General features: G+C 65.2%; 14 protein-coding genes. 7 read left to right on the top strand and 7 right to left on the bottom strand.

All coding sequences use genetic code 11. The features are described 5' to 3' along the window. Window positions 1–6 precede the first annotated feature (6 nt). Complete coding sequence (locus E1748_RS21285) at window positions 7–738, top strand: DUF2968 domain-containing protein (protein WP_133649115.1); 732 nt, start codon at window positions 7–9, stop codon at window positions 736–738. Between the two features lie 115 nt (window positions 739–853). Here the strand turns inward: E1748_RS21285 and E1748_RS31545 are convergent, their stop codons facing one another. Further along, entirely contained in the window at window positions 854–1,015 is a 162-nt protein-coding gene (locus tag E1748_RS31545) for a hypothetical protein (RefSeq protein ID WP_166653603.1), read from the bottom strand. A 249-nt stretch (window positions 1,016–1,264) separates the two neighbouring features. Between E1748_RS31545 and E1748_RS21280 the strand changes: the two genes are divergently transcribed. Further along, complete coding sequence (locus E1748_RS21280; RefSeq protein WP_133649114.1) at window positions 1,265–1,492, top strand: hypothetical protein; 228 nt, start codon at window positions 1,265–1,267, stop codon at window positions 1,490–1,492. Between the two features lie 43 nt (window positions 1,493–1,535). On the opposite strand, the gene hfq is transcribed toward E1748_RS21280, so the two are convergent. Beyond that, the gene (hfq, locus tag E1748_RS21275; RefSeq protein WP_133649113.1) at window positions 1,536–2,042 is read right to left on the bottom strand and encodes an RNA chaperone Hfq; all 507 of its coding nucleotides are present in this window, start codon (window positions 2,040–2,042) and stop codon (window positions 1,536–1,538) included. A 366-nt stretch (window positions 2,043–2,408) separates the two neighbouring features. Between hfq and E1748_RS31950 the strand changes: the two genes are divergently transcribed. The 5 genes from E1748_RS31950 (at window position 2,409) to E1748_RS21255 (ending at window position 6,119) form a co-directional block, all read left to right on the top strand. Then, window positions 2,409–2,543, top strand: coding sequence for a hypothetical protein (locus E1748_RS31950; RefSeq protein WP_276324128.1), 135 nt, complete (start codon window positions 2,409–2,411; stop codon window positions 2,541–2,543). Between the two features lie 73 nt (window positions 2,544–2,616). Beyond that, window positions 2,617–3,147: a sigma-70 family RNA polymerase sigma factor gene (locus E1748_RS21270; protein ID WP_133649112.1), complete on the top strand. Its 531-nt coding sequence runs from the start codon at window positions 2,617–2,619 to the stop codon at window positions 3,145–3,147. Continuing rightward, on the top strand, window positions 3,144–3,944 hold the full coding sequence (locus E1748_RS21265; protein WP_133649111.1) for an anti-sigma factor family protein: 801 nt from the start codon (window positions 3,144–3,146) through the stop codon (window positions 3,942–3,944). The genes E1748_RS21270 and E1748_RS21265 overlap by 4 nt, the downstream gene beginning before the upstream one ends. 89 nt (window positions 3,945–4,033) lie before the next feature. Further along, window positions 4,034–5,641, top strand: coding sequence for an FAD-binding oxidoreductase (locus tag E1748_RS21260; RefSeq protein ID WP_133649110.1), 1,608 nt, complete (start codon window positions 4,034–4,036; stop codon window positions 5,639–5,641). Window positions 5,642–5,681: 40 nt separating this feature from the next. Then, window positions 5,682–6,119: a hypothetical protein gene (locus E1748_RS21255; RefSeq protein ID WP_133649109.1), complete on the top strand. Its 438-nt coding sequence runs from the start codon at window positions 5,682–5,684 to the stop codon at window positions 6,117–6,119. Between the two features lie 70 nt (window positions 6,120–6,189). On the opposite strand, the gene E1748_RS21250 is transcribed toward E1748_RS21255, so the two are convergent. The 5 genes from E1748_RS21250 to E1748_RS21230 form a co-directional block, all read right to left on the bottom strand. Further along, entirely contained in the window at window positions 6,190–7,188 is a 999-nt protein-coding gene (locus tag E1748_RS21250) for a DUF1571 domain-containing protein (protein WP_133649108.1), read from the bottom strand. A 44-nt stretch (window positions 7,189–7,232) separates the two neighbouring features. After that, on the bottom strand, window positions 7,233–8,981 hold the full coding sequence (locus tag E1748_RS21245; protein ID WP_133649107.1) for an AMP-binding protein: 1,749 nt from the start codon (window positions 8,979–8,981) through the stop codon (window positions 7,233–7,235). A 100-nt stretch (window positions 8,982–9,081) separates the two neighbouring features. Then, the gene (locus E1748_RS21240; protein WP_133649106.1) at window positions 9,082–10,383 is read right to left on the bottom strand and encodes an acetyl-CoA C-acetyltransferase; all 1,302 of its coding nucleotides are present in this window, start codon (window positions 10,381–10,383) and stop codon (window positions 9,082–9,084) included. Between the two features lie 40 nt (window positions 10,384–10,423). After that, a complete protein-coding gene (locus tag E1748_RS21235; protein ID WP_133649105.1) occupies window positions 10,424–11,338 on the bottom strand; it encodes a MaoC/PaaZ C-terminal domain-containing protein in 915 nt (304 codons plus the stop codon). A gap of 2 nt (window positions 11,339–11,340) precedes the next feature. Next, window positions 11,341–12,762 (bottom strand): 3-oxoacyl-ACP reductase, encoded by a 1,422-nt coding sequence (locus tag E1748_RS21230; protein ID WP_133649104.1) that lies wholly within the window; start codon window positions 12,760–12,762, stop codon window positions 11,341–11,343. Window positions 12,763–12,816: the final 54 nt, after the last annotated feature.

The following is a 12,816-nucleotide window of genomic DNA, read 5'->3' as shown; positions in this document are numbered from 1 at the left end:
ACATACATGGACCATAAGTCGACACTTCGACATTTCGCGCTGGCAGCGTTCGTGGCGCTGACCGGTGTGCAGGGTGCACAGGCCCAGGCCCTTCCCGATAGTGCAGCAAGCGCCACCGGCGCAGTCGTCGCGCAGCCGTCCGTCACGACGGCATTGCCGTCGACGGCGCCCGCGGCTGCGGCTGCTCAATCGTCGTCCGCCGCGCTGACACCCGCCGAAGCCCAGCAGTCCGCCGCCGGCAACGTCGCCGAGTTGCAGCAGATGATCCGCGGCGCGGATCTGAGCGAACTCCGCACGACGTACAACGGCAGCTACGGCGCGAGCCTGCTGTTCTACGGCAAGGAGATGACCTACTACGTCGCGCTCTTCCAGCAGAAAAACTTCTGGCGGGTCATCAAGACCTCGGATGAAACGCGCGCCGAAATGATCTACAAGGACTTCGTCCGTCAGACGATGCAACTGTCGGACATCGAGCTCCGCCGCACGCGGCTCGAAGCGCAGAAAGCCTTCACCGAGCGGATGGTCGCGCTGTCGCAGGATCGCGCGAGCCGGCTGCAGGCGGACCTGAACGTCGCGCGTCAGCAGCAGTCGATCGTCGCCGACCAGCAGAAGCAGAACCAGGCGCAGGCCGTCGCGCTGTCGCAGCAACGCTCCGCCGCGCAGGAACAGCTGCGTGCTGCACAGCGTCAGGTGCGCGAGCTGCAGCGTCAGCTGGAAAGCGGATTGCCGCCGAACTGACTGGATTGCCGCTGACGTCTGTTGCTTGAGTCAGCCGGTACAGAAACGAAACCCCGCACGGGATGATGCCCGTGTGGGGTTTTCTTTTTTGCGCGCAGAGAAAGGACGCGAGGGGCTACGCGGGCTTGCGTTTCTCGGGCGACGGAGCCGGCCTGGCCGGCTCGGTGGGGTCGACCGCAATCGGGTCGCTGGCCGGGAAGGTTTCTTCCAGCGCTTCGTCGAGTCGTTCATCCGCCGATTCGGCCGGCTCCGGCGTTCTGGGCTGGGCTGTGGACATGTCGCTCTCCGTGGGGAAGTGCCAGCGTTCAGCATAGCGCACGCGGGGCAGCGCCGTAGCTCGCGATGTAAGGAGCGCCTGCAGACTCGCCTCGCGCCGATCCCGGCGCAGCGTACGCCACACCACACCGTGCCACACGACGCCACGGATATCCTAAAAATGCGTTGCGGATGTTTCGTCTTTCGAGTGTCGCGCCGACGGTGGCATCAGCCGCCTTCCGGAGCGACATACAAACAGGATCTCACGATCATGGAGACGAACAAGCCGGGACAGGCGCGACGCATGCACGCGTTGCACATGGTGGAGACGGAACTGGAGCATCTGGAGTGGGCGACGCGCCAGCCGATGATTCGCGCGCTGAACGCCGGTTACTGGCGTCGTCGGGTGCTGGAGGTGAAGTGCGGGTTCGAGCTGACGCAGCAGCAGGGCATGCGGATCGAACGGATACTGCAGCGGCTCGAAGAGCCCGTGGACTAGCCGGAAAATGAAAAAGCCCGGACGTGCTGCCGGGCTCATCAGGTCATTCGTGGCTGCCGCCGTTACCACCGTTACCACCGCTGCCACTGCTGTTGCCGCCGTTGTCGCCACCGCCGGTGCCGAACAGGCGCCGACGACGCGTGACGACGACCGGCGCATCGGAACCCGAGCGTTCGCTGGACGAGTGCGAGCCGTACGATTCACGCGGCTCGCGCGGTTCTCTCGGTTCGCTGCGCGAATCACGGGAATCTCGCGAATCCCCGCGCGGTTCACGCGAGCCGTGCGGTCCGCGCGTGGTGTGCTCACCGTGCGACGGGCGGCCGGTGCGCGGGCCCGGCCGCGTGCCGGTGTCCAGCTGGATCGTCGAGATGGCGCGCTTGTAGATGCCTTGCAGCCCGACGGGCGTGCGCAGCATCACCAGGTACTGGTCGAACGACTCGATGCACCCGGTCAAACGGATCCCGTTGACGAGGTAAATCTCGACGCGCTTTCGTTCTTTGCGCGCTGCGTTCATGAAGTCGTTTTGCGGATGCGATTCTGCGGAAGGCATGGGCGATTCTGGTTGAGAGACGTTGGTTCGCCGGGATTCTACCCCTTGTAGCCAAGGTGCGCGTCTGCTGGCGAACTTTCGACCACTATAACGGCTTGTCGGCGTGGAAGCATCTCAAAATTTCCCGGTGTAACGTTGAGTTACGAATCAGACGAATATGGGCAGGTCGAGCATGAACCCGCCGTGGTTCAAGGCCGACGCAAAAAAGTGCATGCTGTCCGGAATAAAAGGGCCGACGTGACCGTTCATTGGACATGGCAGTGCGGCGCTGTCGCCCACACGGCCGAGCGATTCCGGATTCCCCCACGCGTTGAGCGAACCACTGACATATTGGCACGCGACGACGCCCCTATCAGGAGACGAACCATGCAGACGAAACGCCTTCTTTCCACGCTACTGACGATCCTCGCGCTCTCGCTGTCGACGCTTGCGGTCAGCGCATGCGGCGATATGTCGTCGGGCGGCGGCAGCAGTTCGAGCGGCAGCACCGGCGGGTACTGAGCATGCGCAACATGTCGCTCGGGCCTGACGTGACCAGCGCGTCCGGTCACGCGTTCGCCGGAGCGCTGACCGGGTGAGCTTCGAAGCAGAAGTGATCGGGTGGCTCCCGCAGCTGCGCCGCTATGCGCGCGCGCTGACGGGCGATCCCGCGTGGGCGGACGATTTAGTGCAGGACACGGCGGAGCGTGCGTTGTCTCGCTGGACGGGGTTCCGGCCGGGCAGCAACCTGCGCGCGTGGTTGCTGACGATCTTGCGGCATCTGTACATCGACCAGTTGCGGGTACGTCGCGAGATCGCCGTCGACGACGAAAGCGCGCCGTGGCGCACGCTCGAAGCGCCGCGCGGCGAGGTCGACGGTCTGGTGCTGCGCGACGTGCAGCGCGCGTTATATTGTTTGCCGGTCGAGCAGCGCGAGGTACTGCTGCTCGTCTGCGTGGAGGAACTGACGTATCAGGAGGCGTCGAGCGCACTCGGTGTGCCGGTCGGCACGGTGATGTCTCGACTCTCCCGCGCGCGCGAGCACATGCGCGGCCTGCTCGCGGAAGGCAACGAAGGGCCGATCGGCAAATCGCCCGCGCTGAAAGTAGTGAGAACTTCGCGATGACCCACGACAACCACGACCACGATTCCGATCCCGCAGCCGATGCCGCGCTGCGCGCGCTGTCGGCATTCGTCGACGGCGAGTTGCCGGAGACGGATCGCGCGGCAATCCGCGAGCGCGTTGCGACCGATCCGCTGGCCGCCGCGCAGGTCGCGTCGTGGCGCGCGCAGAAGTCCGCCTTGCAGGCGCTGTGCGGCGAGCCCTCGGAGCATGCGCGGCCGTTCGTCGTGCTGCGTCCGCGCGTGTCGCCGTGGCGGCGCGTCGCGCTCGCCGCGTGCTGGGTCGCGGTGGGCGCGGGGCTCGGTCTCGCGCTCGGCACGGTGGGGCCGCGCATCATCGGCAGCACGGGCGGCGACACGATGGCGCTCGCGCGTCGCGCGGACGTCGCGTATGCGGTCTATTCGCCGGAGCAGCGTCATCCGGTCGAGGTCGCCGCGAGCGAAGAGGCGCATCTGATTGCGTGGCTGTCGAAGCGGCTGAACCGTCCGCTGTCGGTGCCGTCGCTGCAGGAGTATGGCTATTCGCTCGTCGGCGGGCGGTTGCTGCCCGGCGAAGCGGGGCCCGCCGCGCAGTTCATGTACGAGAACGACGCGGGTGCACGCCTGACGCTGTACGTCGCCGGCATTCCGAAGGACGAGACCGTGTTCCGCCTGTTTCGCGACGGCAATCGCCGCACGTTCTACTGGGTCAGCGACCGGATGGGCTATGCGCTGTCCGGAACCGTTTCGGAAGGCAAGCTGCGCTCGATGGCGATCGATGTGTGCAGCGCGCTGGGTGGGCGGCCTGAGACGTGGCAGTAAGGCGTGAATGACGTGGTTGAGGTGATCCGTCTGCCGCGCGCCGCAGGTCTTGTCGAGCCGCGCGTCGAATCACGCACGGAGACCACGCAATGAACCGCATGCTGCCGCCCGGCGTTTCCTCTGCGATCTTCGATCGCGCGCTCTCGCAGTGGGCGTCTGAAATCGGCGCATCGAACGTGCTGACTTCCGACGACGCGCTGCACGCCTATCGTGATCCGTTCGCACCGGGCGCGGGTTCATCCGGTGCGGCATCGGCCGCGCTGCTGCCTGCTTCCGTCGATGAGATCCGCGCGGTTCTGCGCATCGCGCGCGAACAGCAGATTCCTTTGTGGACCGTATCGACAGGCCGCAATCTCGCGTACGGCGGCGCCGCACCGCGACTCGCGGGCTCGGTCGTGCTCGACCTGCAACGGATGAACCGCATCGTCGAAGTCGACGAGACGCTCGCATTCGCGATCGTCGAGCCGGGCGTCAGCTATTTCGATCTGCATCTTTATCTGCGTCAGCATGGCTATCGACTGTGGGTCGATCCGCCGGCGGCGGGTTGGGGCAGCGTGATCGGCAATACGCTCGAGCGCGGCTTCGGCTACACGCCGTATGGCGACCACGCGGCGCATCAGTGCGGGATGGAAGTCGTGCTCGCGGACGGCAGCGTCGTGCGGACCGGCATGGGCGCACTCGACGGCAGCGCTGCATCTTCGTCGTCGTCATCATGGGCGTTGTTCAAAGGCGGTTTTGGCCCATCGTTCGATGCGATGTTCATGCAGTCGAACTACGGCGTCGTCACGAAGATGGGCGTCTGGTTGATGCCCACGCCGCCCGCGTATCTGCTCGGCGAAATCCAGTTCCGCAATGAAGGCGATCTCGAAGCGATCGTCGACACGCTGCGGCCGCTGCGGCTCGACGGGACCATTCGCAATCAGGCGGTGATCGAAGGCGGTCTGCGTCGCGCGGCCGGGCTGTCGACGCGCACCCGGTGGTACGACGGTGCCGGCGCAATGCCGGAAGACGCAATCGACAAAATGCTCGCGGCGCTGCACGTGGGACGCTGGAATCTGCATTACGCGCTATACGGCGACGACGCTTTGCTCGACGTCTGCGATGCGCGCGTGCGACGTGCGTTTTCGCCTATACAGGGCGCGTCGTTTTCATCGCGGCGTTATCGAGGCGACGCCGAAGGCGATGCGTTGCCGAAGGACGGCGGCGATCGCAATCTCGCGGGCATTCCGGCGATGACTGCGTTTCGGATGCTCGACTGGCGGGGTGGCTCGGGTGCGCATGTCGATTTTTCGCCTGTGTGTCCCGCGACGGGTCAGGACGCGATGCGTCAGTACACGATGATCAAGGCACGCGCGGCCGAATACGGCTTCGACTACTACGGCGGTTTCACTGCAGGCGAGCGGCATCTGCATCACATCTTCGCGGCGATTTTCGATCGCGACGATGCAGGTCAGACGCAGCGCGCGGGCGATCTGCTGCGCGTGCTGATGCGCGACACGCAGGCGGCCGGTTACGGTCAGTACCGCACGCATCTCGCGTACATGGACGAAGCTGCCGCGCAGTACGGTTTTAACGACGGCGCGCTGCTGCGTTTGTCGGAGACGGTCAAGGATGCGCTCGATCCTGCCGGCATTCTGTCGCCGGGCAAGCAGGGTATCTGGCCGCGCGCGTGGCGGGACCGGCGGGGGACGACGTGAACGCTTTACGTTGCGCGTATCTCGGCATGGAGTCGGCGCGATGAAACGGCGCACGTTCGTCATGGCCACTGGTGTGCCGCTTGCGGCGCTCGTTGATTATGCGTGGCCAGCATACGCGCACGGCGTCGCGAAGAAGGCAGACGCATCGCGAGGCATTGCGTTTGTGCTGGTAGACGAGCATCTCGCGCGAGGACGCGAACTCGCGCGTCTCGCTGCGCGTGCAGGTTTACCGGTTATCGAAACCGGCGACGATGTCGGGATGCTGTGGCATACGACACTCGGTCCACGGCTCACGGGCAAAGAGGCATCGTTCGTCGGCGTCGTACGCGCGTCGGATGCGTTCGTTCTGGCACGGCTCGCCGCGAGTTCGCATCGCATCGAGCAACGGACGATACAGCGGGATGGGGTGGTCGAAGTCTGGATCGAAACGGATGCGCGCCGCTTCGATACGCAGACGGACGAAACGACTAACGGATGAGCATGCATGCACGCTTGCGAGCGCACAGGTGTGCGGCTCGCGCGTCAACGTGCAGGCAGTGATCGAAAAACTAGAACTTATAAGCCGGATTCTTCGGATCGAACGTCGCATCATCCAGCGTCTTCGGCGTAATCGATTCAAAGATGATCTTCTCGAAGATGCGCCCGTCGTTGTCATAAGACTCGACAGTACGGAACCACGGATGCCGCAGATCCAGTCCAAGCGTTTCCTTCTTCGCGTAGAACGCGGGCTTGCCGGTCGGCGTTTCCCACGTGAACGCGACGACGCGCACGCCGTCGATCGTCTTCACCTCGGTCTGCATCGGCCGCGCGATGCCGGCTTCACCATACTTCTTGCCTTCAGTCAGATACTGGCCTGCGACGTACGCGGTACCAAGATCGCGCACCGTGTGATTCGACTGCGCACGCGCGAGCGAACCGGTGATCGATGTCCACAGCGGCATGATGTTCAGCATGCCGCCCAGATGCCCGTACATTTCGTCGGTGCGCTTCGACTCGTCGTAGATGATTTCCTGACCCGCATGCGCACCGTCGGGCAACCACTTCGCGTACACGCGCAGCGGGTCGTGCGCGATCCGCACGAGCATGTGGTCGGGCTTGTCGGGCCACACGCCGCGAATGCGTTCCTGGCGCGACATCGTGAACTCGTACGACGGATAATCGTTCGGACCTTCGCGGATATAGCGCGGTACCGCGAGCGGATCGAGCGATTCGAACAGTGACACGAGCGTCGCATCGTCGAGCTTTTCGAGCATGCCGCTTTGCGCCGCGCGACGCAGCCAGTGCACCTGTTGATCGAGTGTCTGCTTGCCGACCTGCGCGGGCGGCGTGGTCGGCGGGGAGACAGGCGCGGTGCTGTCGGCAGGCACGGTCGTGGCGGTGGCGGCCGCGTTGTCGGATGCCGATGCAGCGGTCTGCGCGATCGCAGGGTACGCGGTCAGCCCGGTAACGAGCGCGAGCGCGCTCGCCATCGCGCACAGTTTCGTGAGCCGAAGCGAATGCAGCGAAAGCGCGGTGAAGCGGAACCTCGAATGCTGGGGGTGCATCATTGCACGTTCTCCGAAATGAATGGCAGACAACCGCCGACAACCGTTCAGGCAGCGTTATGCTTCGCGAGTTCCTCGTCGCGCAGCGCGCGCCGCAGGATCTTGCCGACGTTGGTCTGCGGCAGCTCGTCGCGGAACTCGACGACCTTCGGCACCTTGTAGCCGGTCAGGTTCTTGCGGCAATGCTGGATTACCGCGTCGGCGGTCAGCGACGGGTTGCGCGACACGACGAACACCTTGATGCGTTCGCCCTGCGCATCGTCGGGAATGCCGATTGCGGCGACTTCGCGAACGTCCGGATGCATCGCGATCACATCTTCGATTTCGTTCGGATAGACGTTGAAGCCCGACACCAGGATCATGTCCTTCTTGCGATCGATCAGCCGGATGAAGCCGCGCGAATCCATCACGCCGATATCGCCGGTCGCGAGCCAGCCTTCGTCGTCGAACACCTTCGCGGTTTCCTCCGGACGGTTCCAGTAGCCCTTCATCACCTGCGGACCCTGCACGCACAGCTCGCCCGCTTCGCCGACGTTCGCCCAGCTGCCGTCGTCCTTCTTGAAGCGCACATGCGTGGACGGCGCGGGCAGCCCGATCGAGCCTTCGAAGTCGCGCATGTTCTTCAGATCGACCGGATTCATCGATACGATCGGCGAGCATTCAGTCAGCCCGTAACCCTCGACGATCGGTTTGCCGGTGACCTGCTTGAAGCGGTCGGCGACGGCCTTTTGCGTGGCCATCCCGCCGGCCATCGCGAGCTTCAGGTTCGAGAAGTCGCGCTTCCTAAATTCCTCGTTGTCGAGGAACGCGTTGTACAGCGTATTGACCGCCGTGATGCCGGTGAATTTCTCCTTGCGGATGATCATCATCACGCGCTTCGTGTCGCGCGGATTCGCGATCAGGATGTTCCTGCCGCCGAGCCCGAGAAAGATCAGCGCGTTCACCGTCAGCGAGAAGATGTGATACAGCGGCAGCGGCGTGAGCACCGTTTCGATTTCATCGGTGAGTTGTCCAGCGGACCATTCCTTCGCCTGCAGCAGGTTCGCGATGATGTTCCGGTGCGTGAGCATCGCGCCCTTCGCGACGCCGGTGGTACCGCCGGTGTATTGCAGGAACGCGAGGTCGCCGTGCGTGGGGCGCACCGGTTCGAGCGGGCGCCGGTAGCCTTCGGCGAGTGCATCGAGCAACCTGACCGCCTGCGGCAGGTTGTACGGCGGCACCATCTTCTTCACGTGCTTGAGCACGAAGTTCAGCATCTTGCCCTTGAGGTTCAGCCCGTCGGCGAGCAGATCGCCGAGCGACGTGACGACGATGTTCTGCACGCGCGTACCGGGCAACGCGTCCTCGACGGTCTTCGCGAAGTTCTCGAATACGATGATGGTCTGCGCGCCGCTGTCCTTCAGTTGATGCGCGAGTTCGCGCACCGTGTACAGCGGATTCACGTTGACGACGATCGCACCGGCCTTCAGCGTGCCGAACAGCGCGACCGGGTACTGGAACGTGTTGGGCAGCATGATCGCTACGCGGTCGCCGGGCTTCACGCCGATTTTCTGCAGCCACGCGGCGAATGCGGTCGCCTTGCGGCCCAGTTCACCATACGTGAGGTTCGATCCGACGCTCACGTACGCGACGCGCTCGCGGAACTGCTCGATGCATTCGTCGAAGAACTGCGGAATCGATTCGTACTGGTTGACGTCGATGTCGTGCGGCACGTCGGGTGGGTACGACGCGTACCAGATGCCGTCGGTGTTCGGCGCGGGTTGTGTCGCGGGCTGCGCTTGCGTGGGCTGGTTCATCGGTTGTCTCCGGTCATTCGTTCATATTCGTGTGCGGCACTCCACGGTCTGCGGCGCGTACTCTGACGGTACGGTCCGCCGCAGCGCGAATAAACAGGCGCTAACGTTCGAGTATCGCGACGACGCCCTGACCACCCGCCGCGCAGATCGAGATCAGACCGCGTGCGGTGCCGGCCGGCTTGTCGAGTTGCGCGAGCATTTTCGCGAGCCCCGCGACGAGTCGTCCGCCGGTCGCCGCGAACGGATGACCGGACGCGAGCGAACCGCCGTTCACGTTCAGCTTCGCGCGATCGATCGGACCGAGCGGGCCGGGCAGGCCGAGCGTGGTCCGGCAGTATTCGTCGTCCTGCCATGCTTCGAGCGTGCACAGCACCTGCGCGGCGAACGCCTCGTGAATCTCGTACAGATCGAAGTCCTGCAGCGTCAGACCCACGCGCGCGAGCATGCGCGGCACCGCGTACGCGGGCGCCATCAGCAGGCCTTCTTTCTTGTCGAAGTAGTCGACCGCTGCGGTCTCCGATGCGCTCAGGTACGCGAGTACCGGCAGGCCGCGTGCGGCAGCCCATTCTTCGCTGGCGAGCAGCACGGCCGATGCGCCGTCGGTGAGCGGTGTCGAGTTGCCGGCGGTCAGCGTGCCGGCATCGCGATCGAAGGCAGGCTTGAGGCTGGCAAGCTTTTCGAGCGTGAGATCGCTGCGCAGGTTGTTGTCGCGCGCGACGCCGCGATACGGCGTCATCAGGTCGTTCAGAAAACCGCGTGCATACGCTTCCGACAGCTTCCGATGACTCTCGTACGCGAGCACGTCCTGCGCCTCGCGCGAGATGCCCCAGCGCTTGGCCATCAGCTCGCAGTGCTCGCCCATCGACAGCCCCGTGCGCGGCTCGCTGATACGCGGCAGCAGCGGCTTGAAGAACATGCCGGGCCGCAGCTTCGACAATGCGCCGACACGCTGTCCGGTCGATTTACCGCGATTCGCTTCGAGCAGGATCTTGCGCATCCGCTCGTTCACGCCGATCGGTGCATCCGACGTCGTATCGACGCCGCCCGCGATGCCCGCTTCGATCTGCCCGAGCGCAATCTTGTTCGCGACGAGGATCGCGGCTTCGAGGCCGGTGCCGCATGCCTGCTGCACATCGTATGCGGGGGTTTCCTTCGCGAGCGTCGTCGACAGAACCGATTCGCGGGCGAGGTTGTAATCGCGCGAGTGCTTGATGACGGCGCCAGCTGCGACTTCGCCGAGCCGTTCGCCGTGCAGGTTGAAGCGGTCGATCAGGCCTTGCAGCGTGAACGTCAGCATGTCCTGATTCGACGCGGTCGCGTACGCGGTGTTCGAGCGCGCGAACGGAATCCGGTTGCCGCCGATGATCGCGACGCGTCGCACGGCGGGAGGCGAGAGGGGCATGCGGGTCTCCTTGGGATGGTTATCGCTCATTGCAGCACCTTCATTGAAGCACCCACTGAAAGCGGCCGCGCAGATGCGGTTTGTCGCCGGTCTTGTCGCGTGCTTCGAACTCGCGCTCGACGAGCGACGGCGCGGCGGTCCACAGCGAGGCTTCGCCGGGCAGCAGCATCGGCAGCTTGAATTCGGCGGCGAGCGACGCTTCGGCGAGCGGTTTCGGTGGTTGCAGCGCGGCGGCGGCGCGCGCAAGCGACCACATGCCGTGCGCGATCGCGCGCGGAAAACCGAAGGCCTTCGCCGATAGCGCGCTCATGTGAATCGGGTTGTAGTCGCCGGACACGCGCGCGTAGTCGCGGCCCAGTTGCGCGGGCAGTTGCCAGCGCGCGTGGCGCGCGAGCGCGTCGCGATCCAGTTCGAGCGGCGCGAGCGCCGTGCCGCGCGCGGGGATGCCGCGTTTCAGGTACACGCTGTCGCCGTCCCACACGGCTTCGCCGCGCCGGTACATGCGTGAGTGCAGCACGAACGCCTGGCCCTTGTCGTGCTGCAGCAGCGCGCCGAATTCGACTTCGACGCGCAGTACGTCGCCAGCCGAAAGCGGTCGCCGCAGACGCACGCTGTTCGCGAGATGCACGAGCCCGAGCGCGGGCCACGGAAACGCCGGCTCGGTCAGCATCTGCAGATGCAGCGGAAACGCGAGCAGATGAGGGTAGGTGAGCGGCATCCCGTGTTCGGGGATGAAGCCGCATACACGCGCGTAGCGTTCGATGTCCGCGTATTCCAGCGGCACGGCGGGACGCACGAGACGCAACGCGGGCAACTGCGTCGCGCGGCCGCGCTTGAAGATGCCGGACAGCGCGCGCGCATAACGCTTCGAGGGCGGCGCAAGACGTTCTATGACGACGGTCTTCGCGCGCTCCGTGCGCTGCGTGTCTTGTCCGGCGCCGTACGGTTCGCTCATCGTCACGCTCCGATCAGGCTCTGGCCGCATACGCGCACGACCTGTCCGGTGACGCCCGCCGATGTCGGCTGCGCGAGCCACGCGATGGTCTGTGCGACATCGACCGGCAGACCGCCCTGGCTCATCGAATTCATCCGGCGGCCGGCTTCGCGGATCGCGAGCGGAATCTTCGCGGTCATCTGCGTTTCGATGAAGCCGGGTGCGACCGCGTTGATCGTGATGCGTCGTTCGCGCAAACGCGGCGCCATGCTCTGCACGCGGCCGATCACGCCCGCCTTCGACGCCGCATAGTTGGTCTGCCCGAGATTGCCCGCGATGCCGCTGATCGACGATACGCACACGATCCGTCCGCCGTCGCGCAGCGTACCGGCCGCGAGCAACGTATCGTCGATGCGTTCCTGCGCGCCGAGGTTGATGTCGAGCACGCTGTGCCACGCGGCGTCGCTCATCTTCGCGATGGTCTTGTCCTTCGTGATGCCGGCGTTGTGCACGACGATGTCGATGCCGTTTTCGTCGAGCGCGGCGGCGATCTGCGCAGGCGCATCGGGCGCGGCGATGTCGAACGTGAGCGCGGTGCCGTTGAGCGGACGCATCGTCGTCGCGAGTGCATCGTGCGCGGACGGAATGTCGATACCGATCACGTGCGCGCCCTGCGCGGCGAGCACGCTTGCGATTGCCGCGCCGATGCCGCGTGCGGCGCCGGTGACGACCGCTCGGCGTCCGGCGAGCGGGTGAGTCCAGTCGAACGACGCGGGTAGCGCGACGTCCGCTTCAGTCGCTTGAGATTCGATCCGCACGACCTGACCCGACACATATGCCGAGCGCGGCGACAGGAAGAAGCGCAACGTGCCTTCGAGTCGATGCGCGGCCTGCGGCGCAACATAGATCAGGTTCGACGTGATGCCCCGTCGTGCTTCCTTGCCGAGCGAACGCGTCAAGCCTTCGAGCGCGCGCTGCGCAGTATGGCGGCGAGGCTCATCGCAAGTCTCAGGCGTGCGCCCAAGGACCACGATGCGACCGCACTTGCCGAGCGAGCGCAGCGTGTCGTGAAAGAACTGGTAAAGCGCATCGAGCTGCGCGCTGTCGTCGATGCCGCTTGCATCGAATACGAGCGCCGCGACGCGCGCGGATGAACCGCTTTCGGCCGGCTCGAAGCGACCGGTCATCAGACCGTGGCGGTTCGCGAGCGGAATCCACAGCCCCGCGCTTTCGTGCGCGACGCTCGTGAGACCGGTGCTCGCGACAACGTCCGCGAGCGCGTCGAGTAATTGCGGCGCAGTACCTGCACCGACCGCGACGAGGCCGTCGTATTCCGGCTTGTCTTCGCGATAGCGGCGCAGCACTTCGGGTTTCGGCAGCCCGAGCGAGCGCGCGAGGCGCGCGCCGAACGCCGAGTTGACGAAATTCAGGTAGGAGTCGTTCATCGTCCGTTGTTCCGCCGGCGAGGTTCAGTCACGTCAGTGTGCACGGTGGGCGAC

This window comes from Paraburkholderia flava (assembly GCF_004359985.1).
Lineage (GTDB): Bacteria > Pseudomonadota > Gammaproteobacteria > Burkholderiales > Burkholderiaceae > Paraburkholderia > Paraburkholderia flava.
This window is presented reverse-complemented; position numbering and strand designations above follow the sequence as displayed.

Coding starts and splice junctions, on each gene's coding strand:
- E1748_RS21260 (WP_133649110.1), top strand. CDS start 4,034: ATGAACCGCATGCTGCCGCCCGGCGTTTCCTCTGCGATCTTCGATCGC.
- E1748_RS21280 (WP_133649114.1), top strand. CDS start 1,265: ATGGAGACGAACAAGCCGGGACAGGCGCGACGCATGCACGCGTTGCAC.
- hfq (WP_133649113.1), bottom strand. CDS start 2,042: ATGCCTTCCGCAGAATCGCATCCGCAAAACGACTTCATGAACGCAGCG.
- E1748_RS21230 (WP_133649104.1), bottom strand. CDS start 12,762: ATGAACGACTCCTACCTGAATTTCGTCAACTCGGCGTTCGGCGCGCGC.
- E1748_RS21240 (WP_133649106.1), bottom strand. CDS start 10,383: ATGCCCCTCTCGCCTCCCGCCGTGCGACGCGTCGCGATCATCGGCGGC.
- E1748_RS21255 (WP_133649109.1), top strand. CDS start 5,682: ATGAAACGGCGCACGTTCGTCATGGCCACTGGTGTGCCGCTTGCGGCG.
- E1748_RS31950 (WP_276324128.1), top strand. CDS start 2,409: ATGCAGACGAAACGCCTTCTTTCCACGCTACTGACGATCCTCGCGCTC.
- E1748_RS21265 (WP_133649111.1), top strand. CDS start 3,144: ATGACCCACGACAACCACGACCACGATTCCGATCCCGCAGCCGATGCC.
- E1748_RS21235 (WP_133649105.1), bottom strand. CDS start 11,338: ATGAGCGAACCGTACGGCGCCGGACAAGACACGCAGCGCACGGAGCGC.
- E1748_RS21285 (WP_133649115.1), top strand. CDS start 7: ATGGACCATAAGTCGACACTTCGACATTTCGCGCTGGCAGCGTTCGTG.
- E1748_RS21250 (WP_133649108.1), bottom strand. CDS start 7,188: ATGATGCACCCCCAGCATTCGAGGTTCCGCTTCACCGCGCTTTCGCTG.
- E1748_RS21245 (WP_133649107.1), bottom strand. CDS start 8,981: ATGAACCAGCCCACGCAAGCGCAGCCCGCGACACAACCCGCGCCGAAC.
- E1748_RS31545 (WP_166653603.1), bottom strand. CDS start 1,015: ATGTCCACAGCCCAGCCCAGAACGCCGGAGCCGGCCGAATCGGCGGAT.